Genomic DNA, 23,854 nt, shown 5'->3' on the forward strand with positions numbered 1-23,854 from the left:
GCGCTGGTAAGGGGCTCGGGAGGATGCGTCGAAGCTGTACACGTAACTGCCAACGACCCGGCGCCGGGCGGGATGCGGGCCGGGCGGTTGAATTGCCGATATTTGACCAGGTCAACGCGGCGATGGCGGCGGTATGACGTGCGAAGGGCGCGCGTGGCGTACCGCGCGCGCCCTCCGACCGGGTGATCGCTATGACGATGTGCTGATCACGTTCCCGACAGCGGCATGGTCGCCGCGACGAGCTGGCCGCGCGCGCAGGCCCGGGCCAGCGCGTCCCGCATCAGGTCCTCGCGCGGCTGGCGGCCGATCGAACCGGCCGGGCCGGCGTACACGTACACCTCGTTGCCGCGCTGCACCGCGGCCCGCCAGCCGTCGCTGACCTGGAGCGGCTGGTGCGCCTGCCACCAGGCCGCGGCCGGGCCGCCGCCCACGCCCGGCTGGAGCACGGCGTGCAGCTTGCCCATGGCCAGCAGCACCGACCAGCCCGGCAGCGGCGACGGCGGCGCCTCCAGGTCGAGCTGGGGGACGAAGCCCTGCTCGATGAGGAGCGGCAGGAAGTCGTCGCCACCGCCGGTGGAACCGACCCGGGCGACCGGTCCGGTCGGCTCCACGACCAGCGCCGGGCGCAGTTGCTCCTCCACGATGATCAGACCGCAGGTGATGCCCAGCACCGCTTGCCGGGGGGCGAGGTCGAGGTCGGGCGCGGCCGGCCCCGACGGTCGCGCGGACGCGGCCGACCGGTCCGCGCTCTGGCCGCCCACCGTGCCGCTCCCCGCGCCGCCCCCTGCCGTGCCGCCGCCCTCGGGTCCCCCGTACGGCGCGCTGTGCGGCGGGACACCGCCGGCGGGGCTGCCCGGCCCCGCGGGCACACCGCCGGAGATGCTCGCCACCGCGCCCTGCAACTGGGCCTCGGACACCGGCACGACCTGCGAGGGGATGCACGCGGCGTGCGCGAACGCCAGCACGGCGGTCTCGTCGCCCACGAACAGCACGGTGCTGGTCCGCTCCTGCCCGCTGTCACCGGGCGTGCGGCAGGACGTGCAGTCGTACGTGCCCGGCAAGCTCTCGCCGGTGAGGAGCCGGTCGGTCTCCTCGTCGCCGATCTCGGCTCGTACCTCATCGCTCACGTCGAGCATGGGCGCCACGGGAGTCTCCTTGGAAGTGCGGTGCTGCGGTCACGAATGCGGGCCGGGGGTCCGGTCGCCGGGCGGGTCCCGGCGCACTGTGACAACGGACGGCCCGCGCGCGGAGTCACGGTTTACGGGATACGGGTTGCGCCGGGTGCGTGCGCCGTCCGGGTGAGGTGTAGGGCGTGCGTGCCGTGGCGGCGGCGTGCCGTGGCGGGGGCGTGCCTAGCGTGGCCCGATGATCGAACTGTCGAACTTGTCGGACTCATCTGATATGTCAGCCCCGCCAGCTCAGCCGGTTCAGTCACGCCGGCCGGCCTCCCAGCCGGCGCCACCGCAGGCGGCGCTCCCGTGGGCCGCCGAGCAGGCGTCGCCCTCCCCGTCGCCCTGGGGCGAGGCATGGGCCGCCGCCCGCCGCTCGCGCCACCTCGGCGGCATCCGCCGCATCACCCTGGCCGGCATCCGCGGCCCGCGCGCCGTCGCCGCGGCCGCCGTGCTCGGCGCCTGCGCACTGCTGCCGATGGTGACGCAGACCGCCGCCGCGGCTCCCGCCCCCCAGCAGCCCGCCTCCCTGGACACGGCCCGCACCGTCGACCCGCAGGCCGGTACGGCGCAGCTCGGCGACGTCGCCCCTGCCGCGGCCACCGCGACCACCGCAACCGCCACCACCGCCGCCACCACTGCCGCTGTGCCCGCCGCGCCCCGTGCGGAGAGCTTCACCCGGCAGCGCTCGGTCTGGGACGACATCGCCCTGTGCGAGAGCAGCGGCAACTGGCAGATCAACTCCGGCAACGGCTACTACGGCGGCCTCCAGTTCTGGCAGCCCACCTGGGAGCTGTTCGGCGGGCTGAAGTACGCGCGCCGCGCCGACCTCGCCTCGCCCCAGCACCAGATCGACATCGCCGAGGCGGTGCTGCGGGTACAGGGCTGGAACGCCTGGCCGGTGTGTGCCAAGCGCGCCGGGATGAGCGGCTTCAACCACCTCGTGCACACGGTGCAGCCCGGCGAGACCCTGTCGGGGATCGCCGCCTCCTACGGCGTGGACGGCGGCTGGCAGCGGCTGTACCAGCTCAACAAGAGCCTGGTCGGCGATGACCCGAACGAGCTGGAGCCGGGCACCGTCCTGACCGTCAACTGAACCGGCCGGCCGCCCTGGCCATCCCGGCCATCCCGGCCGCCCGGACCCTGCGCCCCCTGTGGGGCCGGTGGGATTCCCCACCGGCCCCACAGGTGCGGGCGGGAGCCGATCGTCCGGTGTCGCGTCTTAACTTGCGACCGCCCGGTAAACCACTGGAAATGATGGTTTTTTGTGTGGGGGCTGTGCGGGAGGTGTGTGTTCCGTTCGCGTACTCCGTACCGCGTACGGCTATTGCAGCGAATACCGTTGCCCTCATGGGACCGCAGCCGAACCCCCAGGACCGCAATCCGGACGACAACCTCGACGCCTATCTCGGGCTGCCCGCCGCCGAGGCGGAGGCCCGGGCGCGCGCCCACGGCTGGACTACGGTCCGCAGCCTGCCGCCCGGGACGGTGGTGACGATGGAGTTCGTCCTCGGGCGGCTGAACTTCATCGTGGCCGAGGGCCGCGTGCAACGCTGCTGGCTTGGCTGAGCGGCGGCACGGGGCGCACGATCTGCCGGTCCACCGGGCGGCGGCGGGCGCCGCCCGAGCCGGGCGGGGTGCGCTCGCCGCGCACCGTGGCCGGTCGGCCGGGGGAGTGCCCGCCCGCTGAGGCCGAGCCCGCCGCGGTGGCCGCGGGTGCGGCGACCGGGGCAGGGGTCGTGACGACTGTGCCCGGCGCCGGTGCGCCGGAGGGCGCTGCCACCTGGGCGGCCGTGCCCACCGTCTCGCGGTCCGGTTCGCCCTCGCCGCTTTGCTGGCCGGCGGGGACGGGAGCGGCCGGCGTCCCCGCGCCCGGGGCGGCGCGGCGGGCGCGGAAGCGGCGCCAGGCACCGGTGAGCCAGTCCTCGGCCTTGGACATGAACGGCTCGAACCACGGCAGCGCCAGCAGGATCAGCAGCCCCGCCGCCCAGCCGAGCAGCACATCGCTCACCCAGTGGGTGCCGAGGTAGACGGTGGTCGCGCCGACGCCGAGCGCCAGCAGCGCGCTGGCGATCGAACCCCAGCGGCGGGCCCGCGGAGTCGTGGCGAGATAGGCCAGTACGCCCCAGGTCACCACCGCGTTGGCGGTATGCCCGGAAGGAAATATATCGCCGCCGGCGAACATCTCCGCGGAGCCGACGGTCGTCGCGTAATGCGGACCGAGCCGGCCGAGGCCGTATTTCACGGCCCCCACGGTGATGTTGAGCAGCAGCAGGGAGGTGCCGAGCACCAGCAGGGGGTGCAGGGTGCGGTGGCGCCAGGCTCGCCAGCCCAGCCAGGCGAGCACCATCACGGCGGTGGGGCCGCGCTGGCCGAGGACGACGAAGTAGTCCAGGAACGCGTGGATCTGCGGCCACTGCTTGTAGGGGCGCCAGAGCATGACCTGCCAGTCGAGCGTCACCAGCTTCGAGGTGGTGAGCACGCCGACGACGATCGCTACGTAGGAGGCGACGGTGAGGCCGAACAGCCACACGCGCGTTCGGCTCATCCGCGGCAGGCCGCGGCTCGCCGGTCGCTCGGCCGCGCGGTCGGGCCCGTTATCGGTACGCACTGAAACGACGTTACAGCGTGTGATGGCGTGCAACCGCCGTACGGACGGATCTGTAATGACGATGTGATGTGGAGTGCGTCTCACCACCCCTTTGGGGGACGGTGATTGAGGTGAATGCGAGGAGGCCGTGGAGTTTATGTTCGGGTGTCGATACTCACACGGCCGTGTTCTTATTCGTTGCTTATTTCCCTCGAATTTATTCGGGGTTTCCCGCGTGCTGGCCGCCCGGGCGGGGGGCGGGCGCCGTGGACGGCACAGGACGGCCACAGCCCGGTCACGTACGCTGGCCGCTCACCGCCCTGGAAGCACGGAGTCGGCCGTGGAGGTACGCCTATGACGCGGCAGGTCAGCCGCTGGACCATCCTCGTGGTGCTGTGCGCGAGTCTGCTGATCGTCGCACTGGACGCCACCGTGCTGCACGTGGCGGTGCCCGCACTCACCGAGGACCTACGGCCCGGCGCCCAGGACCTGCTGTGGATCGTCGACGTCTACCCGCTGATCGCCGCCTCGCTGCTGATCCTCTTCGGCACCCTCGGGGACCGGATCGGCCACCGGCGGGTGCTGCTGATCGGCTACACGCTCTTCGGCGCGGCCTCCGGGCTGGCCGCGTTCGCCCCCACCCCCGACGTCCTGATCGCCGCCCGCGGCCTGCTCGGCGCCGGCGGTGCGATGATCATGCCCGCCACGCTGTCCATCCTGCGGCAGGTCTTCCCCGACCGGCGCGAGCGCGCCACGGCGATCGGGGTGTGGAGCGCGGTCGCCGCCGTCGGCGCGGCGGTCGGCCCGGTGCTCGGCGGCTTCCTCGTGGAGCACTTCTGGTGGGGCTCGGTCTTCCTGGTCAACATCCCGCTGATGGCCGTGATGCTGCCGGTCGGCCGGCTGCTGCTGCCCCCCTCGCGGGGCTGCGCCGAGGGCCCCTGGGACGTGGCCGGCGCCGCCACCGCCGCGCTCGGCGTGCTGGGCGCGGTCTTCGGCGTCAAGCGGTTCGGGGCGGGCGCGGCCCCGCTGGAGCCCTCGGTCTGGGTGCCGCTGCTGCTCGGGCTGGCGCTGCTGGTGTACTTCGTGCGGCGGCAGCGGCGCCTGGCGCACCCGCTGATCGATGTGCGGATGTTCGCCCAGGCGGCGTTCTCCACCTCGGTGGGCTGCATCGTGCTGGCCATGCTGGCGCTGGTCGGGCTCGAGCTCATCGCGGTGCAGTACCTCCAACTCGTGCTCGGCCTCAGCGCGCTGGACACCGGGCTGCGCCTGCTGCCGCTCACCTTCGCCGCGATGGCGGCCGGGCTGGCCGGTTCCAGGGCGCTGGCCCGCTTCGGGCCGCGCCGGATGGTCGGCGGCGGCTTCCTGCTCACGGCGCTGGCCGTGCTGTCGCTGACCGCGATGGGGCAGCAGGACCGCCCGCTGCTGCTCACCGTCGCCTTCGTCGCGCTCGGCTTCGGCCTGGAGGCCACCCTGTTCGGGGCGTACGAGTCGATGCTCAGCCAGGCGCCGGCCAGCCGGGCGGGCGGGGCGGCCGCGGTCGGCGAGACCGCGTACCAACTCGGTGCCGGGCTCGGGATCGCGCTGCTCGGCAGTGTGATGAACGCGGTCTACGCCCCCCACGCCTCCGGGATCAGCGCCACCGACACCACGGCGGCCGGCCAGTCGCTGGGCGGCGCCTACGACGTCGCCGAACGCGTCGGCGGGGCCCGGGGTACGGCGTTGCGGACGGCCGCACGTCACTCGTTCGTGCATGGCCTGCATGTGACGCTCCTGGTGAGCGTGGCGCTGCTGCTGTCGGGCGCGTGGGCGGCGCGGCGGCTGCCGCGGGTGATGGAGTGCGCGGTGGGCGGCGGTGCGGGCCGGTCCGATGAACGGGCCGCGGTGGAGCTGCCGTGGCCGGTGCGGACGGAGGGCGCGGGGGCGGAGGAAGAGGGCGCCGGTGCCCGGGGAGAAGGTGCCACGGTACACGGGGCGGGGGCGGCGGCCCCCGGAGCCGCGGCGCGCTCGACCGCCGTACGCTCTGGACGGGCCCGGGGCTGAGCCGTAACGTCGGCGCCGACCCGCGATGATGACCACCGCTAGTTTTACGGGCCGGAGGTCCACTGATGTCCCACGCCGTGAAGGCGCCCTTCGACCCGCGCGACCCGCTGGGCCTCGACGACCTGCTCACCGCCGAGGACAAGGCGGTGCGCGACACCGTCCGCGGGTGGGCCACCGACCGGGTACTGCCCCACGTGGCCGGCTGGTACGAGCGCGGCGAACTGCCCGAGATCCGCGAACTGGCCCGTGAACTCGGCTCCCTCGGCGCCCTCGGCATGCAGCTGACCGGCTACGGCTGCGCGGGTGCGAGCGCGGTGCAGTACGGCCTGGCCTGCCTGGAGCTGGAGGCCGCCGACTCCGGCATCCGCTCGCTGGTGTCGGTGCAGGGTTCGCTCGCGATGTACGCCATCCACCGCTTCGGCTCCGACGCGCACAAGGAGCGCTGGCTGCCGTCGATGGCCGCGGGCGAGGTGATCGGCTGCTTCGGCCTGACCGAGCCCGACCACGGCTCCGACCCGGCCGGTATGCGCACCCGCGCGGTCCGCGACGGCGCGGACTGGGTGCTCGACGGCCGCAAGATGTGGATCACCAACGGGTCGGTCGCCGGGGTGGCCGTGGTCTGGGCCACGACGGAGGAAGGGGTGCGCGGCTTCGTCGTCCCCACCGACACCCCCGGGTTCTCGGCCCCGGAGATCCGCCATAAGTGGAGCCTGCGGGCGTCGGTCACCAGCGAACTGGTGCTGGACGGGGTGCGGCTGCCCGCGGACGCGGTGCTGCCCGAGGTCAGCGGCCTGCGCGGCCCGCTGAGCTGCCTGAACCACGCGCGCTACGGCATCGTGTGGGGCGCGATGGGCGCGGCCCGGGCCAGTTTCGAGGCGGCGCTGGACTACGCGGGCGAGCGGGAGCAGTTCGGGCGGCCGATCGGCGCCTTCCAGCTCACCCAGGCGAAGCTCGCCGACATGGCGGTCGAACTGCACAAGGGCATCCTGCTGGCGCACCACCTCGGGCAGCGGATGGACGCGGGCACGCTGCGCCCGGAGCAGGTCAGCTTCGGCAAGCTCAACAACGTGCGCGAGGCGATCGAAATCTGCCGCACCGCCCGCACCATCCTGGGCGCCAACGGCATCTCCCTGGAGTACCCGGTGATGCGGCACGCGACCAACCTGGAGTCCGTGCTGACCTACGAGGGCACCGTGGAGATGCACCAACTCGTGCTCGGCAAGGCACTCACCGGCATCGACGCCTTCCGCGGGTGAGGCGTTGCCCGCGGAAGGCGGTGGCGGCCACCGGAACCGGACTCAGCTCTGGTTGAAGAAACCGTCGCCGCCGCGACGGGAGTCGGCGTTCATCACGGAGTAGTCGGCCGGGGTGAGCAGGAACACCCGGGTGGCCACCCGCTCGATGGAGCCGCGCAGGCCGAAGGTCAGCCCGGCGGCGAAGTCCACCACGCGCTTGGCGTCGGAGGGCTCCATCGCGGTGAGGTTGACGATCACCGGGACGCCGTCGCGGAACAGCTCACCGATGCCGCGCGCGTCACGGAAGCCGTCGGGCGTCACCGTGGCGATCCGCCGCCCCTCCTCCTCGGCCGACTCGGTCGCGATCCGAACCCGCGGGTCGGTCACCCACGTGTCGGCGCGCTCCGGGCCCTCGCCGTAGTCGGCGTACTCCTCGTCGTAGTAACCCTCGCCGCCGTTGTCGTCGACGAGGCCAAGCCAGGCACTCGCCCGTCGAACAGAACCCATGGACGCCTCCTCTCTCGCACGCGGTCTGTACCGTCCGCTTAGTCCTATCGTCATCCATGATGAGGGTGATGCGCCAAGGGGATACGCGCCACGCAGGCCCTTTGTGACGGTACTGGCACACACGATAGTGGCGCACCGTCAAGCAGGGGCAGGCATCGGGGGCCTGACGATCTGATGGGAACGTCCTCCACGATCGGGTGATTTCGGAGGCCGTACGGCCGTACGGGACCGGGGCCCCGCACCGATAACATGACCGCCGGCCGGGTTCTGAAACCTGACCGGAGGTCAAAGCGCAGGCGGCGGCGGGTGTATGGCCGGCCGGGCCGAACGGCCGCCGGCGCCGACCGCGCGTCCTGCAATGCGGGTTCGATGGGGGAGTGGGAAGCGTGTTCGGAATCATCCGTCCTTGCCGGCACCGGATGTCGGAGGGCATGGCGGCCTCGTGGCTGGCCCATCTGTGCGGACTGTGCCTCGCCCTGCGCGACGGGCACGGGCAGTTCGCCCGTGTCGCGACCAATTACGACGGTCTGATCATCTCTGTACTGGTCGAGGCCCAGTCCGCGCCCACTCCCGCCCAGCGGCGCACCGCCGGGCCCTGTCCGCTGCGCGGCATGCGCACCGCGACCGTCGCCAAGGGCGAGGGCGCCCGGCTGGCCGCGGCGGTCTCCCTGGTCCTGGCCTCGGCGAAGGTACGGGACCATGTCGACGACGGCGACGGCCCGTTCGCCCGCCGCCCCGTCGCACGCGCGGCCCAGAAGGTCGCCCGCCGCTGGGACCGGGCCGGCGCACGCACCGGCGGCGACCTCGGCTTCGACACCACGCTGCTGCTCGACGCGGTCGGACGCCAGGCGGAGGTCGAAGCGGCGGCAGGGCTCGGCAGTTGCGTGCTGGCCGTCACCGAACCCACCGAGACCGCGACCGCCGCTGCCTTCGCCCACACCGCGGTCCTCGCCGGGCGGCCGGGCAACACCGCCCCGCTCCAGGAGGCCGGACGGCTCTTCGGCCGCCTCGCCCACCTGCTCGACGCGGTCGAGGACCTGGCCGAGGACACCCGCACCGGCGCCTGGAACCCGCTCACCGCCACGGGCACCGACCTCGCCGAGGCCCGGCGGCTGTGCGACGACGCCCGCCACGGCATCCGACTCGCCCTCCGCGATGTCGACTTCGCCCACACCGCCTCCGCCCGCCTGGCCCACACCCTGCTCGTCCACGAACTCGAACGCTCCGTGGACCGCGCCTTCGGCACGGACGGCTGCGCGCACCACCCCGCGGCCCGGAACGGCGACCCGTACCCGGGCAACCCCTACACCGGCAACCCGTACACCGGCAGTCCCTACGCACCCGGCGCGCCCGGCCAGCAGCCCCACCCTCCCGGTCAGCAGCCGGGCGGCCCCGGCGGTTTCCCGCCCCCGCCCGAGCCGCCCCGCCGCCGCGGCCTGATCGCCGGATGCCTGGTCTACGCCGGCATGTTCTGCACCTGCCAGGTGTGCTGCACCGACCACAAGGACGCCTGGACCGGACGACCGCGTGACGCCTGGTGCGACGACTGCGATTGCTGCGACAGCACCGACTGCAGCAACTGCGGCGACTGCTGCGAGTGCTGCGGGAACTGCGACTGCTGTGACTGCGGGTGCGACTGCTGAACCGGGGCGCCGCCGGGGTCGGGCCGTTCCGCCGGGTACCGCCCGGTGGCGGCAGCGGCCCCCTCGAACCGCTCCGCCACGGCTGCCCTGCTCCTTCCTCCCTCGCTCGCTCCCTTGCGGTCAACTCCTGTCCTGGACCACTGCCAGACTGAACGGCATGCTGGAAACCTCAGCCCGCCTGCTGCGCCTGCTCTCCCTCCTCCAGTCGCGCCGCGACTGGACCGGACCCGAACTCGCCGGGCGCCTGGACGTCACCGCCCGTACGGTCCGGCGGGACGTCGAACGCCTGCGCGCGCTCGGCTACCCCGTCCACGCCACCCCCGGCACGGCGGGCGGCTACCGGCTGGGCGCGGGTGCCGCCCTCCCGCCGCTGCTGCTCGACGACGAGGAGGCCGTCGCGGTGGCGCTGTGCCTGCGTACCGGCGCGGTCGGCGGCGTCGAGGGCATCGAGGAGACCTCGGCGCGGGCGCTGACCAAGCTGGAGCAGGTCCTCCCGTCGCGGCTGCGGCACCGGGTGCAGGCGATGCAGGCGGTCACCGTGCGGCCCGCGCCCGCCGCTATGACGGTCAGCCAGGAAGTGCTGACCGTGATCGGCGCCGCCTGCCGGGACCGGGAGCAGCTGCGCTTCGACTACCTCGACCACCGCGGCGCCGGCAGCCGCCGCACCGTCGAGCCCTACCGGCTGGTCCACCACGGCCGCCGCTGGTACCTCCTCGCCTTCGACACCGACCGGGACGACTGGCGGACCTTCCGGGTGGACCGGATCGAGCCCAAGCCGCCCACCGGCCCCCGCTTCGCCCCGCGCGAACTCCCCGACGACGCCGCCTCCTACGTCGCCGCGGGCGTCACCTCCCGGGCCTACCGCTACCAGGCCAGGGTGGTGCTGCACGCGCCCTTGGACACCATTGCCGCCCTCGCCTGGTCCGGCTTCGGCCGGCTCGCCGCCCTCGGGCCCGACACCTGCGAACTGACCACCGGGTTCGAGACCTTGGACGCCGTGGCGATGTTCATCGGCATGACCGGTGCGGAGTTCGAGGTGAAGGAGCCGCCCGAGTTGGTGGCCCAGCTCGCGGCGGTGTCCGGCCGGCTGGCCCGGGCGGCCCACCGCGGAGGTGCGGAGGGCGGCGCCCAGGTGGCCCCCGGCGACCTCGGGCAGCCCTAGTCCAGGGGGCCGCTCGTGCCGCCCTGGGTGCGGCCCCAGCCGTAGGCGCGGTCGGCCCGCAGGCGTATGACCAGCCTCCCGTCGGCCACCATGGCCGCGCGGTACTCCTCCCAGTCCGGGTGTTCCCCGGCGATCGCCCGGTAGACCTCGACCAACTCGTCCACGGTGGCGTCGTGCGGATCGGCGGCCACCGGGGTGAGCTCCGCCTCGCCCTCGGCGACCAGATAGGCGCCCAGGTCGGGGGTCGTGACGTAGAAGCTCGCCCGCGGGTCGCGGCGCAGATTGCGGGTCTTGGCCCGGCTGTCGGTGGCGGAGACGCGGATGTAGCGGGTCGACTCGTCGTAGAGGAAGGTGACGTTGGACAACTGGGGCCTGCCGTCTTTCTTGAGTGTGACGAGCACTCCGTTCCGCTGGTCCTTGAGCAGGTCCAGCAGCGGGCTGGTGGCGGGGGCCTGGTGCATGATCGCTCCTCGGTGAGCGGTGCTGACGGATACCGGTCGGTTACTGCCTGTGCATGGGGGAACGCGCCGTGGCCGGGCGGTTGTTCCGTCCCGAGCACCGAATCGCACGGATTCACTCTTTCGGGACAAGCCCCGTCGCCCACGGCGGCCGGTCCGGCCCGAGACGCGCCGGGCGGGGCCGGCGCGGCCTTCTGGCGGCGGACGGTGCCAGGCTCGCCGGCATCACGGCGTCGCTTCCGAAACGTGCCCGGGCGCTGTCCGCGGCGGCCTCCACCGCGCGGGCCCGGTCGTCCCGCGGATCGAAACTGAGCTGCCGCACGGCCTCCCTGGCGGGGCGCAGCGCGTCCAGCCGCAGATGAACGCGCCGGACCCGGGCCCGCTGCAGTCCCAACTGCTCGTACAGCGCGTACGCCGCCCGGGCCAGCGCGGCCGAGTGCGCGGTGGACTCGGGCAGTACCCGCTTGCGCACCGACGCCGACCCGTCCGCGTACCCCACCGTCAGCACCATCGCGCCGGCGACCTGCTCCTCCCGCCGCAGCTGCCCGCCCAGTGCGTCCGCCAGCGACAGCAGCGCGGTGCGGTGCCGCTCGGGATCGAGCACATCAGCGGGAAACTCCACCGCTCTGGTGAGCGACCGCGGCAGTTCCGCCGGTGTGACCGGCCGGGGGTCGATCCCCAGGGCCCGCTCGCGAACCGCTCTGCCGACCGTGCCGCCCAGGATTCTTTGCAGCGTCACCAGCGGCAGGTCGGCGAGCGAGCCGACCGTGTGCAGCCCGTACCGCCGCAGTGTTTCCGCGGTGGCCGGCCCGACGCCCGGCAGCGCCGCCACCGGCAGCGGACGAAGGAACGCGGCCACCGCCTCGCGGGAGGAGCCGACGACGGTGACGCGGCCGGGCGGCGTGACGGACGCGGCCATGGCGGCGATCTGACGGTTCGTCCCGGCCCCGATGCAGGCGCGGTCCAGCCCGAACAAGGCCACCAGGCGCACCTGCACCAAGTACGCGATCCCGCGCAGATCCCGGTCCCAGAACCTCAGCGCACCGGTCACGTCCAGGTCCGCGGCGTCGGGCGGGAGCGCCTGCACGACCGGTGTGATGTTCGTCAACGCCTCCAGGACCGCGGCGAACAGGGCCTCGCGTCGGCGGTCCGGAATCAGCAACCGCACGTGCAGCACCTGCCTGCCGCCGGAGTGCCGCCCTCCGGCCACGCCACCGGTCCCTCTCACGCGGCAGTCACCCCGACGATGCGGCGCGTCCTCATCCCGCGCTCCCCGGGCTGCGGTGGCCGAGCCTGCGCAGGTCGGCGGTGCGGGAGCCGGCGGGCTGGAGGTCGGCGTAGGGGTGGAGGCGGGCGCCGGTGGTGCCGTTCGCCAGAGTTCGCTGCGGCTGCGGCTGCGGCTGCGGCTGCGGCTGCGCCGGTGTCGGGTGGGGACCGTCCGCTCCCAGGAGCGCAAGGGCGGCCTCCGGTCCCTCGTCACGCCGGGTGGCGGCGAGCTGCTCAAGGTCCCAGGCCATGGTGCCGACGATCGTCCGGCGCGTGCCGCGGACCTGGACGGTGCCGCGGACCAGCAGCAGCCCGGAGTGGAAGACGGTGTGCGCGCATGCCTCGTGGGAGTCCTCGAAGAAAGCGAGGTCGACCAGGCCGGAGCCGTCCTCCAGGGTGACGAAGATGATCCGCTTGCCCGAGGCGATCGGCGGGGTCTGGGTCGCGGACCGTATGCCGGCCACGAGGACCTGCCGGCCTGCGGGCAGGCCGCCCAGATGGGCGGCGTCGGTCGCGCCGATCTCCCGCAGCAGCCGGTGGTGGTACTCCATCAGATGCCGGGAGACGTCGATGCCGAGCGTGTGCAGTTCCTCGCCGAGCACTTCGCGCTTGGTCATCTCGGGCAGGCCGCCGGGCCCGGCGGCGCCGACCGCCTCCGTGGTGAGAGGGACCTGCCCCTCGGTCACGTTGCGGTTGCGGGACTGCCTGTGCAGTTCGGCGATCTGCAACAGCAGATCCCGCCGGGTCGACCGCCCGTCGTGCAGCGCATCCAACGCACCGATGCCGGCGAGCTGTTCGGCCACCGGACGGCTGGGCCTGGCCCGCTGCCAGAAGTCGGACAGGGAATCGTACGGCTGCCCCGCGGAGATCCGCGCGCACTCTTCCTCGCTGATCCCGCGCACCCCGGACAGGGCGAGCCGCACCCCCCACCGCTCGTCCTCGGCACGCTCGACGACGTGTTCCGGGCGGGAGCGGTTGACGTCGACCGGCAGCACGGGCACCCCGCGGCGCCGGGCGTCGGCGACGATGACCCGCTTGGGCCACATGCCCGGGTCGTGCTCCAGCAGCCCGGCCAGCAGGAACGCCGGGTAGTGCGCTTTCAGCCAGGCCGACTGGAGGGCCGGCACCGCGAACGCCACCGCGTGCGCCCGGCAGAAGCCGTAGGCGCCGAACGCCTCGACCGTGGCCCACACCTCGTCGCGGACCTCGGGGGAGAAGCCGCGGGCGGCGGCCGCACGGTGGAACCAGTCCCTGATCTCCGGCAGCTTCCCGGGGTTGCCGAGCAGGCGCCGGCCCACCTCCGCCCGGTCCTTGCCGCATCCGGTCATCACGTCCAGCGTCTCGATGATCTGCTCGTGCCAGATGGTCACCCCGTAGGTGTCGGCGAGCACCGGTTCCAGGGCGGGGTGGGCGAAGCGCGGAGAGCCGCCGTGCCGGGCGGCGATGTACCGCTCGGGCATTCCGCCGGCCACCGGCCCGGGGCGGAAGAGGCTGATGTCGGCGATGACGTCCTGCACGTCCCGCGGCTGAAGGCGGGAGAGCAGGTCCTGCTGGCCGGGCGACTCCAACTGGAACATGCCGATGGTCTGGCTCTGCTGGATCAGCTGGAACGCGAAGACGTCGTCGAGCGGGACCTGCTTCCCGTCGTCGAGGTCGATCCGCTGCCCCGTGGCACGTTCGATCTCCGCGACCGCGTGCGCCATCGAGGACTGCATCCGTACCGCCAGGACATCCAGTTTGATGTTGCCCAGGATTTCGACCTCTTCCTTGGCCGCCATGGCCATGGGGTAGTCGCCCTGCGGGGTCGGCTGGACAGGAAGGCGGTCCAGCAGGGTCGCGTCGCTGATGATCACTCCGCACGGGTGCATGGCCATGCCGTGGACAAGGGAGTCCAGCCCTTCTGCGAGTTCCCACAGGGGCCCGTACCGCCCGGCCTCGGAGGCGAGTGCGCGAAGTTCGGGCAGTTCGGCGAGCGCGCTGGTGATGTCTCCGGCCCGCAGGTGCGGGAAGCTCTTGGCGACGCGGTCCACCTCCGCGGGGGGGATGCCGAGCGCCAGCCCCGTGTCGCGCAGCGCTCTGCGCGCCCGGTAGGTCTCGGGCATCGCGGTGACCGCGACCCGCTCGTGGCCGAACCGGCGGAAGATCGCGTCGTAGCACTCCAGCCTGCGCATCGACTCCACGTCGATGTCGATGTCGGGCAATCCCCTGCGCCGTTCGCTGAGGAAGCGTTCGAACAGCAGGTGGTGGTCGAGCGGGTTGGCGGTGGCGATACCGAGGGCGTGGCAGACCATCGAGCCCGCGCCGGAACCGCGGGCGGCGACCCTGATGCCCAGCTCGCGGATGTCGGCGACCACCTGCCCGACGGCGAGGAAGTACGAGTCGTAGCCGAGCTTCCCGATGATCTCCAGCTCACTTCCCATACGTTCCAGCGCCGCACGGTCCCGCTCCAGGCCGCGGCGCGCCAGCCCCGCCTCGCAGCGTTCCCGCAGCAGCCGGACAGCGGCACCAGGACCTGGCTTCCGAGCCCCGACGACCTCCGGTTCGGGGAAGTGCCGGGACCCGATTCCCAGATCCGCCCCCGGGTCCAGGCGGCAGGCCGCTGCCGTGGCGGCGGTGTCGGCGAGCAGCCGGTCCGCCCGGCGCGGTCCCATGCCGGCGCACTCGGCGATCTCCCGCGCCACCCGGGACATCTCCCCCTCCCCCTTGAGCCAGCGCTGCCCGCTGTCCAGCTGCCGCCGGTCGATCGGCCGCAGCAGCCGCGCGGCGTCGAGGACGTCGGCGAGCCGGTGCTGCTCCGCGTCGGCGTAGCGGACGGCGTTGGTCAGCACCGCGGTGGTACGGGTGCGGTCGGCGAGCGCGAGAGTGCGGGCGGCCAGCCGCAGCGAGCCCGGCCCCGTCCCGGGCTTGCCGTGGACGACCGCCTCCAGTCGCAGCCCGTCGCCGAAGATCTCCCACCAGGGCCGCAGCAGCCTCACCGCGACGTCCTCCCGGCCGGCCGCCAGCGCCCGCACCGGCTCCGAGAGCGGCCCGAGCAGCACGGTCAGACCGGCGCCGCCGTGCTCGCGCAGCGCGTCCCACGGCACCTCGACGGGCGCCGTCCGGCTCGCAGTGCCGACGTGGGCGGCACTGGTGATGCGGCACAGCCGGGCCCAGCCCTGGGCATCCTGGGCGAGCAGGACGAATCGCAACGGCGGCTCGACCACGTGGGCGCCGCCGCGCGCCGGGGCCCTGAGCCGCTGGGCCGGGGGCGGTGGCGCGAGCGCGGCCACGGCGAGGTCGATCCCGAAGACCGGCCGCACCCCTGTTTCCGCGCACGCCCGCGCGAACCGCACGGCCCCCGTGACGGTGTCCCGGTCGGTCAGTGCCAGCGTCCGCACCCCTCGCTCGGCCGCCCGCAGGGCGAGCTGTTCGGGATGGGCCGCGCCGTACCGCTCGGAGTAGCCGGACGCGACATGCAGATGGGCGAAGCCCGCCATGCCGCACCTCCACCCTCCACCCCTTTTCGGCCATCCGTCCGGAACGTTCTCGCACGTTCGTTCGATTACCTTAGCGCGGTCGCCCCAGGTCAGCGACTCGAACGCGCCCGTTGGTCGGCGGTCCGGGGGTGGAGGACGATGGCGAAATCGAACGCCTGCGCCGCATCTTCGCGGCCTGGCAACGGACTTGGCGGTGCGGACCGCGGCGCCGCCGGCCGCAATGACGTTCATCACGAGAGGGCGCCGGCCTTCGCCCCCGCACCAGCCATGGGGTGCCGGAAGGTGCTCCGAGCGGCCGGAATAGTGTGGGGGTATCTGCCGCTCGCGGCTTCCGTCCGGTTCGCCGGACCGAAGAGGCGGGCGCGCGGCTCTGGTCATCGGTCCTGCCTGAGAGCTGGTGGAGTGTGCGCGGAGGCGTCGAACTCGGCCCCGAGCCCCTGACGGTGCTCTCCCCGCCCACCGACACCGCCATGGTGGACGGCTGCGCGGTGGAACTGGCCGCGCTCCTGCTCGGGCACCTGGAGTCCGTGTGCGCCTCGGACGACCGGCTGGGCGTGCTGATGCGCTACGCCCTGCTGCCGGGCGGGAAACTGCTGCGCCCGCTGCTCCTGCTGGAGACCGTCGCGGCCCTGGGCGGCGACCCGGGCGCGGCACTGCCGGCCGCCGCGGCACTGGAGATGCTGCACGCCGCCACGCTCGTGCACGACGACATCATCGACCAGGACGCGCTGCGGCGCGGCCGCCCGAGCGTGGCCGCGCGCTTCGGCCAGGCCGACGCCCTGGTGGGCGGGGACGCCATGATGTGCGCCGCGCTCGGGCAGGCGCGGGCGCTCGCGACCAGCGGCTACGGTGCCGAACAGGCACTCCGGGTGCTGGATGTGATCAGCACGGCCGCCGTCGAGGTCAGCCGCGGCCAGATGATGGAAGCCGACCTCGCCGGGCGGATGGACTGCGCCATGGCGCAGTACCTCCGGATGGTCCGGCTCAAGACGGGCGCCCTGCTCGACGCCGCGACCCGTGCGGCCGCCGTGCTGACCGAAGCGGAGCCGCCGCACGTCCGCGCCCTGGCCCGGTTCGCCGACCACCTCGGGATCGCCTTCCAGATGCAGGACGACCTGCTGCCGTACGCCGAGGACGACCGGGCGGCCGGCAAGCCCGCCCTCAGCGACCTGCGCAACCGGCGCCCGACCCTGCCGGTGCTGATCGCCTTCGGCAACGCGACGCCCCAGCAGCGCCTGCTGTTGCAGGACCTGTGGCAGCGGCCGGCGGAGGACGCCCAGCACGCCTTGGCCGGACTCCTGGAAGCGGCCGGGGCGCTGCACGCCGCCCGGGCCACCGCCGCCGATCACCTCGCGGCCGCGCTGGCCGCGCTGGAGGACCTCCCGCCCGGACAGCACCGCGACCACCTCGCCGCCATGGCCGGACGCCTGGCCGCCCGCCGCGCCTGAGCCCTCCTCGTCCGTCCGATCCGCTCGGCCGGTCAGCACGCCGGCGGCCGTGTCAGTGGTGGGTGCGAAGCTTCTCGTATGAGCACCGACGCAGACGCCCGGCAGTACTGGGATGCCGCCGCGGACCACTTCGACGACGAACCCGACCACGGCCTGCGCGACCCGGGCGTCCGCTCGGCCTGGGAGGCGCGGCTGAGGTCCTGGCTGCCGGCGGAGCCGTCCGACGTGCTGGACCTCGGCTGCGGCACCGGGAGCCTCGCCCGCCTCGCCGCTGCCGGCGGGCACCGCGTCACCGCGGTGGACCGGTCGGAGCGGATGGCCGCGCGGGCCCGCGCGAAACTCGCCGGCACGGACGCGCGGGTGGTCGTCGGCGACGCGGGGCACCCGCCGGTGGGGGCCGGCGGATTCGACGTCGTCCTCGTCCGCCACGTGCTGTGGGCGCTGCCGGACCCGGACGCCGTGCTGCGGCGGTGGGCGGACCTGCTGCGGCCCGGCGGACGGCTGGTCCTCGTCGAGGGAAGGTGGGGGACGCCCCCGGTCGGCATCTCGGCGGACACCCTCGTCGAACTCACCGCGCCGCTCGGCGGGTCGACCCGGGTCGAACAGCTCGGACACGACACGGCGCTGTGGGGGCGGGAGGTGTCCGACGAGCGGTATGCGGCGGTGGTCCGCCCGGTGCCCCGCGGCTCCCGCCGGCACACCGAGGTCGTCGACGTCCACCTGCTCCTGCTGCGCGGCCGGGACGTGCTGCTCGCCCGCCGGGCCGGGACCGGCTACGCGGACGGCCTGCTGCACGCCCCGTCCGGGCACCTCGAGGACGGCGAGGACGTCAGGAGCGGAATGATCCGCGAGGTGCGGGAGGAGATCGGGCTCGACCTGGCCCCCGGCGACCTGGAGGCCGCACTGGTGATGCAGCACCGGGCGCCCGACGGACGGGCCAGGATCGGCTGGTTCTTCGTCGCGCACCAGGCGCCCGGCGGCCCCGAACCGGTCAACCGGGAGCCGGACAAGTGCTCGGAGTTGGGCTGGTATCCGCTGGACGCGCTGCCCGACGACATGGTCGCCTACTGCCGCGCGGCGATCGACGGCCACCTGGCCGGCCACCGCTTCCTGCTCCATCTGCACGAGAGCGGGGACTCCATCGCCTACGCCCCGGGCGGTCCGGCCCGAGCGGTGCCGCTGGCGGTGCCCGCTGTGCCAGTATCCGGCGTATGAGCCTGGAGATCACGATCGATCCGGACGCGACCGCCGCCCCGTACGAGCAGGTGCGCGGTCAGATCGCGGAGAAGGCCCGCGCGGGGGAGCTCCCGGTCCACTACAAGCTGCCCACCGTGCGCGGGCTGGCCGAGCAGTTGGGACTCGCGGCGAACACCGTCGCGAAGGCGTACCGGGCACTGGAGGCGGACGGGGTGATCGAGACCCGGGGCCGTCACGGCACGTACATCGCGGCGGGCGACGCCCAGGCCCGCGAGGTGGCCGCTGCCGCGACCGGCTACGCGCAGCGGGTCCACCGTCTCGGCCTGGACGCCGCCGCCGCGCGTGCCGCCGTGGAGGAGGCGCTGCGCGCGGAGTACGGCGCGTAGGCCGGGGCCGGCGGGGCCGGCGGGCCGGACCGGTGGCGGGGCCCGGCCGTCACAGGTAGAGGCCGCCTTCCGCCTGGGGCGGCACGGCGAGGGTGGGCGAGGCGCCGCGGCGCAGGGCGTACAGCTCGGCGAGGGTGGCGCCCTCGCGTCCGATGCCCTCGCTGGTGCCGAGCCACCGCACCGCCTCCTCGCGGTTCAGCGGGCCGACCTCGATGCGGGCGAGGCAGCGGCCGGGCCGGACGACAGCCGGGTGCAGGCGTTCCAGGGCTTCGTTGGTGGTGATGCCGACCAGGACGTTGCGGCCCTGGCCGAGCAGCCCGTCGGTGAGGTTGAGCAGCCGGGACAGCGCCTGGCCGGTCTCGTGCTTGGCCTGGCCGCGGATGAGTTCGTCGCAGTCCTCCAGCAGGAGCAGCCGCCAGCGGCCGCCCTCGCTCTCGTCCTCGCCGATGGCGATGTCCATCAGGTAGCCGACGTCGTTGAAGAGGCGTTCGGGGTCCAGGACGCAGTCCACCTGGCACCAGTCGCGCCACGAGCGGGCCAGGGTGCGCAGGGCGGACGTCTTGCCGGTGCCGGGCGGTCCGTGGAGCAGGAGCAGCCGCCCGGTGACGTCGTCGGCGGTCATCTTCATCAGGCCGTCCATGGCGTCGGCGACCGGTGCCGAGTAGTTGCCGCGCAGCTCGTCCCAGGTGTCGGCGGAGATCTTCCGGGTGGTGCGGTGCGGGCCGCGCCGGGGGGAGACGTACCAGAAGCCCATGGTGACGGTCTCCGGCTGCGGCTCCGGTTCGTCCTCCGCGTCCTCGACCGCCGACTTCAGCACCCGCTCGGCGAGTTCGTCGGAGGTCGCCGTCACCGTGACGTCGGCGCCCCGGTTCCAGCGCGAGACGAGGATCGTCCAGTCCTCCCCCTCGGCCAGGAGGGCACTGCGGTCCTTGTCGCGGGCCTGCCGCAGCACGGTCGCGTCCGGCGGCAGCAAAGTGAGGCCGGCCTTGACGTTCTCCAGGGAACTGCTGCGGGCGAAAGGCTGCTGTCCCGAGGTGAAGCGCCCCAGGAACAGGGCGTCGACGACGTCGGACGGGGAGTCGCTGTCGTCCAGCCGCAGGTGGACCGGCAGGGCGCGGAACGGATCGGCGGCCGCGGCGGCCTTCGCGTCGGCGGCGGGAGAGGTGGGCGGCACGTGCCTCCTCGGCGGACGGGATGTGGCGGACATGAGGCCATGATCCGGCACGGCGGCGCGATCGCCCAGCGCTTTTCGGTTCGACTCGGGCTGTTACGCGAACTTCCAAACCCCTCGAAAGGGTTGATTTGCCGTACGTGTGTCCGGAAATGATTCCGGTGAGGCCGGAGCGATGACGTGCGATGCCGTCCTCCTTTGCGCCCTGTACCGCGTCAACCCCCTTGGGTGGAGGGCGAATCGGGCGACCGGGGCGGCGGGGGATGCGCACGTGACGTGACGGGGCGATAGGGTTACCCTGCCCGTGCTGGGTGCCCTCGACAGGGTGGGGAGAGTCATGGAACAGATAGCGATGCACAGCAGGTCCAGAGTGCCTGCCATCAACTGCGGTACTACGGCGTCCAGTGCGCGTCTGGACCGGCACCTTGCGATACTGGCCGGCCCGGCCGTTCCGCAGCGCGAGGCCGAGGAGGCCACCGTGCTGCTGCGGGAGCTGACGGCGCGTGACACCACGCGGGTCAGGACCAGCAGGAGCGCCCGGGTGTCGCTGTTCGCGCCGCTGCGTCGACTGCGGAGGACGCTCTTCGGCAACCACCGCTGAGCCACGAGCAGTTCGCGTCCGTCCTGCTGTCCATGCGGTGGGGTGTGTGCGGCCGTCCTCCCCAGCGGCCGCAGCCGACCCACCGCACCGCCGTCACAGCAGGGCGAACTGCCCGTCGGGACCTTCTTCCTGGTGCTCCAGTACCGAGGCCGGCCTGCGCCTGGCCGGGGGCACCGGAAGGACTCCGGCGGTTCGCAGTGCCACCGCGCCGGTGGTATCCGCCCTGTCGACGCCCGTAGCGGCCGACCGCGCCGCGAAGTCCGCCAGTTCCTCCCGGAGTTCGGCGAGCAGCGTCAGTACGCCGATCAGTTCCAGTAGTTCCGAGGTCGTGGCCCGGCTCCAGGAGGCCGGCCGCAGCGCTTCGAGCGAGCCCTGCTCCCCGGAGGCGGTCCGCCTCCCGTACCACGCCTCCAGGACCCGTACGCCGCCCGCGCTGGCCTCCCAGGCCGCGGGCGCCACCGGCGCGACCTGGCCGGTCCCGATCCACAGGGCGCGCTCCTGCGGGTCGTACCGCAGGTCGTCCGGCCGGGGCCGGTCCGGCAGCGGTGCCCGGACGTAGGGGCGGCTGCCGCCGGGCGGTCGCAGCCGGGAGGCGTCGCGGCCCTGCCCGGGGTCGGCGCAGCGGGCACCGCGGGTGTGCAGCCACAGGGACCTGCGGCCCAGGGCGGTTCCCTCCCGCCACTGGTCCAGGCCGCGGGGGAGCGGCACCGCGCAGCCCCGGTGGCCGGGCCGGGCCGCGGCCGCGATCCAGGCGAGGGTGTCCTCGGCGGTGACTCCGGTGCCCAGGCGGCCGGCGAGCCAAGCGGTCAGGCCCGGCGCGAGGTTGGGGTCGCGGCCGCCGGGCTGCCGGTACAGCGGCCGGATCAGCGCGGGCTTGCCGGCCGGGGAACGCCCGTCCGGAAGCAGGGCGCTGAAGGTCACCGCGGCTTCCTCGGTGTCCGGCAGCGGGGTGTGCTCGACCGCGAAGACCTGCCGGTCGTCGGCGATCCGCCACAGCTCGGGCCGGGCCACGTCGATCAGCCGGTGATCGGGTATCAGCCACTGCTGGTCGTACGGTCCGTGCTGGATGCGGACCGGCTCCGGGCAGCGGCCCGCCTCGCGGGAGATCGCGGTGGTGGGGGTCTGGTGGCCGGGGAGCTGGGCGACCGGGGTGTGCAGGCCCCGGGCGCGGGTGGGGTGCAGCAGGGTGGCTTTGGCGCTGTCGTCCGGGGCGGTGGTGAGGAGCGTCCAGCGGGCTCGCAGGCAGGCGGAGTCGGATGCCATCGGCCAGCCGCGGCCGATGCGCAGCGGGCGGACCGACCAGGGCATCAGGTCGTGCAGCAAAGGCGCGTCATCGCTCACCACATGCATGCTACTGACGCCCCTCAGGGTGCCTCCATCGTCACGCTGAAGGAGAACCTGTCGCCGCGGTAGTGGATGTGTGCCACGTCCACCACCTGGCCGGTGTCGTCGTAGGTCACGCCGGTGTAGTGCAGTATCGGGCTGAGCAGCGGTACGCCGAGCAGGCGGGCGGTGTCGGGGTCGGCGAGGCGGGCCGTCACGGTGTCGGTGATGCGGCTCATCCGCACGCCCAGCACGTCGCGCAGGACCTTCGTCATCGGCCAGCGTTCCAGGTCGGCGAGGTCGATGCCGGCGGCGAGTTCGGGACGGACGTAGTTCTGCGCCCAGTTGGAGGGTTCGCCGGACTCGTCGTGGCGCAGCCGCCGGAAGGAGACGGCCTCGGTGCGGCCGGGGAAGTGCTCGGCCGCGTCCGGCGGCAGGGGAGCCGGGCCGTGGGAGAGGATCGTGGTGCGGCCGCCGGACTGCTGGGCGACGATGGCGTCCACCGAGCCGAGCAGCTTCACCGGCACTGCGCGCCGCGCGGTCGGTTCGATGAAGGTGCCGCGCCTGCGGTGACGGGATATCAGCCCCTCGGCCTCCAACTCCTTGAGCGCCTGGCGCAGGGTGAGCACGCTCACCCCGTAGTGCGCGGCGAGTTCCTCCTCGGTGGGCAGCCGCAGCGGGGCGTCCGCGGGGCGGCCCAGTATCGAGGCGCGCAGGGACTGCGAGACCTGGTACCACAGGGGCAGTTTGCCGTTGAGCACCAGGGAGTCGGGGGCGAAGGCGTTCGCGGTCGTCACGGCCGGAAGTTTCGCTCAAGCCCCTCCCAGACCGAGTCGTACCCGGCCTGGCGGTGCTCCGCGCCCATCGCGAACCCGGTCGGCACCACCGGCCAGCGCGTCTCGAACATGAACGCCAGCCCGTCGTCGACCTTCTGCGGGCGCAGTTCCGCGGTGCTGGCCCGGTCGTACGTCGTGCGGTCCGGTCCGTGCGCGGACATCATGTTGTGCAGCGAGGCACCGCCGGGGACGAACCCCTCGGCCTTCGCGTCGTAGGCGCCCTCGACCAGCCCCATGAACTCCGACATCACGTTCCGGTGGAAGTACGGCGGGCGGAAGGTGTCCTCGCCGACCAGCCAGCGCGGGGCGAACACCACGAAGTCCGCGCCCGCGAGCCCGGGGGTGTCCGACGGGGAGGTGAGGACGGTGAAGATGGACGGGTCCGGGTGGTCGTAGCTGATCGAGCCCAGGACGTTGAAGCGGTGCAGGTCGTAGAGGTAGGGCACATGGTTGCCGTGCCAGGCCACCACGTCGAGCGGGGAGTGGTCGTAGACGGCGGCCCACAGGTTGCCGCCGAACTTGCTGACGACCTCGGTGTCCTCCTCGCGGTCCTCGTAGGCGGCGACCGGGGCGAGGAAGTCCCGTGCGTTCGCCAGGCCGTTGGCGCCGATCGGGCCGAGGTCGGGGAGTTGGAACGGGCGGCCGTAGTTCTCGCACACATAGCCCCGGGCGGTCGACTCCAGCAGCTCCACCCGGAAGCGGACCCCGCGCGGGATCAGGGCGACATGGCCGGGCTCGGCGCGCAGCACGCCCAGTTCGGTGCGCAGCAGCAGGGCGCCCTGCTCGGGGACGATCAGGAACTCGCCGTCGGCGCAGGAGAACACGCGGCGGTCCATCGAGGTGTTCGCCGCGTACCAGTGGATGCCGATGCCCTCGCGGCGCAGCACATCACCGTTGCCCCCCACGGTGACCAGGCCCTGGACGAAGTCCGTGGGTTCGTCGGGGAACGGAAGGGGGCCCCAGCGCAGGCGGTTGGGGTCCGGCTCCACGTCGTGGAAGGGGGCGCTGCGCAGCGCCCCGTTCGGCACGCGGTGGAACGGGGGGTGGGCGGCGGACGGGCGGATGCGGTAGAGCCAGCTGCGGTGGTTGTGCGCCCGGGGCTCGGTGAAGGCGGTGCCGCTGAGCTGCTCGGCGTACAGCCCGAGAGGCGCGCGCTGCGGGGCGTTGCGCCCCACGGGGAGGGCGCCCGGTACGGCCTCCGTGCTGTGCTCGTTGCCGAATCCCGGCTGGTAGTCCAGGTCCTTGCCCTCGTCGCCGGGCCCGGCGCCTTGCAGCTCCATGCTTCGCTCCCCGTCCTGCCGTCGTCATTCCTATGCTGGGCCATAGGAATCGCGGCGGCAAGCCTC

At 73.5% G+C, this 23,854-nt stretch carries 20 protein-coding genes; 10 read left to right on the forward strand and 10 right to left on the reverse strand.

What is annotated here, in order from left to right:
• Positions 1-206: 206 nt before the first annotated feature.
• On the reverse strand, positions 207-1,145 hold the full coding sequence (locus WA788_RS28965; RefSeq protein WP_335982235.1) for a hypothetical protein: 939 nt from the start codon (positions 1,143-1,145) through the stop codon (positions 207-209).
• 256 nt (positions 1,146-1,401) lie between these two features.
• On the opposite strand from WA788_RS28965, the gene WA788_RS28970 reads away from it, so the two are divergent.
• Together WA788_RS28970 and WA788_RS28975 are read left to right on the forward strand one after the other, a co-directional pair.
• On the forward strand, positions 1,402-2,265 hold the full coding sequence (locus WA788_RS28970; RefSeq protein WP_335982236.1) for a LysM peptidoglycan-binding domain-containing protein: 864 nt from the start codon (positions 1,402-1,404) through the stop codon (positions 2,263-2,265).
• 254 nt (positions 2,266-2,519) lie between these two features.
• A complete protein-coding gene (locus tag WA788_RS28975) occupies positions 2,520-2,738 on the forward strand; it encodes an I78 family peptidase inhibitor (RefSeq protein WP_335982238.1) in 219 nt (72 codons plus the stop codon).
• Here WA788_RS28975 and WA788_RS28980 read toward each other — a convergent pair.
• Complete coding sequence (locus tag WA788_RS28980; RefSeq protein WP_443034108.1) at positions 2,695-3,717, reverse strand: phosphatase PAP2 family protein; 1,023 nt, start codon at positions 3,715-3,717, stop codon at positions 2,695-2,697. The two genes, WA788_RS28975 and WA788_RS28980, sit on opposite strands and share 44 nt — an antisense overlap.
• Positions 3,718-4,113: 396 nt before the next feature.
• Here WA788_RS28980 and WA788_RS28985 point away from each other — a divergent pair, with 396 nt between their 5' ends.
• Positions 4,114-5,799 carry an MFS transporter gene (locus WA788_RS28985; RefSeq protein ID WP_335982242.1) on the forward strand — a complete coding sequence of 562 codons (1,686 nt, stop codon included), beginning with the start codon at positions 4,114-4,116 and terminating at the stop codon, positions 5,797-5,799.
• Between the two features lie 65 nt (positions 5,800-5,864).
• Positions 5,865-7,055 carry an acyl-CoA dehydrogenase family protein gene (locus WA788_RS28990; protein ID WP_335982244.1) on the forward strand — a complete coding sequence of 397 codons (1,191 nt, stop codon included), beginning with the start codon at positions 5,865-5,867 and terminating at the stop codon, positions 7,053-7,055.
• 42 nt (positions 7,056-7,097) lie between these two features.
• Here WA788_RS28990 and WA788_RS28995 read toward each other — a convergent pair whose 3' ends face one another.
• Positions 7,098-7,541, reverse strand: coding sequence for a cell division protein SepF (locus WA788_RS28995; protein ID WP_335982246.1), 444 nt, complete (start codon positions 7,539-7,541; stop codon positions 7,098-7,100).
• Positions 7,542-7,927: 386 nt separating this feature from the next.
• Here WA788_RS28995 and WA788_RS29000 point away from each other — a divergent pair, with 386 nt between their 5' ends.
• Together WA788_RS29000 and WA788_RS29005 are read left to right on the forward strand one after the other, a co-directional pair.
• Positions 7,928-9,184, forward strand: a complete 1,257-nt coding sequence (locus tag WA788_RS29000) for a DUF5685 family protein (protein WP_335982248.1) — start codon at positions 7,928-7,930, stop codon at positions 9,182-9,184.
• A 157-nt stretch (positions 9,185-9,341) separates the two neighbouring features.
• Entirely contained in the window at positions 9,342-10,346 is a 1,005-nt protein-coding gene (locus WA788_RS29005) for a helix-turn-helix transcriptional regulator (RefSeq protein ID WP_335982250.1), read from the forward strand.
• On the opposite strand, the gene WA788_RS29010 is transcribed toward WA788_RS29005, so the two are convergent.
• From WA788_RS29010 to WA788_RS29020, 3 genes are all read right to left on the reverse strand, one after another.
• Entirely contained in the window at positions 10,343-10,807 is a 465-nt protein-coding gene (locus tag WA788_RS29010) for a PPOX class F420-dependent oxidoreductase (protein ID WP_335982252.1), read from the reverse strand. The two genes, WA788_RS29005 and WA788_RS29010, sit on opposite strands and share 4 nt — an antisense overlap.
• Positions 10,808-10,919: 112 nt before the next feature.
• Positions 10,920-11,972, reverse strand: a complete 1,053-nt coding sequence (locus WA788_RS29015) for a DNA polymerase Y family protein (RefSeq protein WP_335982254.1) — start codon at positions 11,970-11,972, stop codon at positions 10,920-10,922.
• Between the two features lie 91 nt (positions 11,973-12,063).
• Positions 12,064-15,546 carry a DNA polymerase III subunit alpha gene (locus tag WA788_RS29020; RefSeq protein ID WP_335982256.1) on the reverse strand — a complete coding sequence of 1,161 codons (3,483 nt, stop codon included), beginning with the start codon at positions 15,544-15,546 and terminating at the stop codon, positions 12,064-12,066.
• A 404-nt stretch (positions 15,547-15,950) separates the two neighbouring features.
• Between WA788_RS29020 and WA788_RS29025 the strand changes: the two genes are divergently transcribed.
• The 3 genes from WA788_RS29025 (at position 15,951) to WA788_RS29035 (ending at position 18,577) form a co-directional block, all read left to right on the forward strand.
• Positions 15,951-16,994: a polyprenyl synthetase family protein gene (locus WA788_RS29025; protein WP_335982258.1), complete on the forward strand. Its 1,044-nt coding sequence runs from the start codon at positions 15,951-15,953 to the stop codon at positions 16,992-16,994.
• Positions 16,995-17,072: 78 nt separating this feature from the next.
• Positions 17,073-18,209 (forward strand): methyltransferase domain-containing protein, encoded by a 1,137-nt coding sequence (locus WA788_RS29030; protein ID WP_335982259.1) that lies wholly within the window; start codon positions 17,073-17,075, stop codon positions 18,207-18,209.
• Positions 18,206-18,577 carry a GntR family transcriptional regulator gene (locus tag WA788_RS29035; RefSeq protein WP_335982261.1) on the forward strand — a complete coding sequence of 124 codons (372 nt, stop codon included), beginning with the start codon at positions 18,206-18,208 and terminating at the stop codon, positions 18,575-18,577. Before WA788_RS29030 ends, WA788_RS29035 begins: the two co-directional genes overlap by 4 nt.
• A gap of 49 nt (positions 18,578-18,626) precedes the next feature.
• On the opposite strand, the gene WA788_RS29040 is transcribed toward WA788_RS29035, so the two are convergent.
• Positions 18,627-19,784, reverse strand: coding sequence for a DUF5925 domain-containing protein (locus tag WA788_RS29040; RefSeq protein WP_443034109.1), 1,158 nt, complete (start codon positions 19,782-19,784; stop codon positions 18,627-18,629).
• A gap of 301 nt (positions 19,785-20,085) precedes the next feature.
• Here WA788_RS29040 and WA788_RS29045 point away from each other — a divergent pair, with 301 nt between their 5' ends.
• Positions 20,086-20,349, forward strand: a complete 264-nt coding sequence (locus WA788_RS29045) for a hypothetical protein (RefSeq protein ID WP_335982264.1) — start codon at positions 20,086-20,088, stop codon at positions 20,347-20,349.
• A gap of 93 nt (positions 20,350-20,442) precedes the next feature.
• Here WA788_RS29045 and WA788_RS29050 read toward each other — a convergent pair whose 3' ends face one another.
• From WA788_RS29050 to hmgA, 3 genes are read right to left on the reverse strand one after another with little or no spacing between them, the layout of a single operon-like run.
• The gene (locus WA788_RS29050; protein WP_443034110.1) at positions 20,443-21,690 is read right to left on the reverse strand and encodes a type ISP restriction/modification enzyme; all 1,248 of its coding nucleotides are present in this window, start codon (positions 21,688-21,690) and stop codon (positions 20,443-20,445) included.
• A 23-nt stretch (positions 21,691-21,713) separates the two neighbouring features.
• Positions 21,714-22,469 carry a GntR family transcriptional regulator gene (locus WA788_RS29055; RefSeq protein ID WP_335982267.1) on the reverse strand — a complete coding sequence of 252 codons (756 nt, stop codon included), beginning with the start codon at positions 22,467-22,469 and terminating at the stop codon, positions 21,714-21,716.
• Complete coding sequence (gene hmgA / locus WA788_RS29060) at positions 22,466-23,788, reverse strand: homogentisate 1,2-dioxygenase (RefSeq protein ID WP_335982268.1); 1,323 nt, start codon at positions 23,786-23,788, stop codon at positions 22,466-22,468. The genes WA788_RS29055 and hmgA overlap by 4 nt, the downstream gene beginning before the upstream one ends.
• Between the last annotated feature and the right edge of the window lie 66 nt (positions 23,789-23,854).

The organism is Streptomyces sp. CA2R106 (assembly GCF_037034245.1).
GTDB lineage: Bacteria > Actinomycetota > Actinomycetes > Streptomycetales > Streptomycetaceae > Actinacidiphila.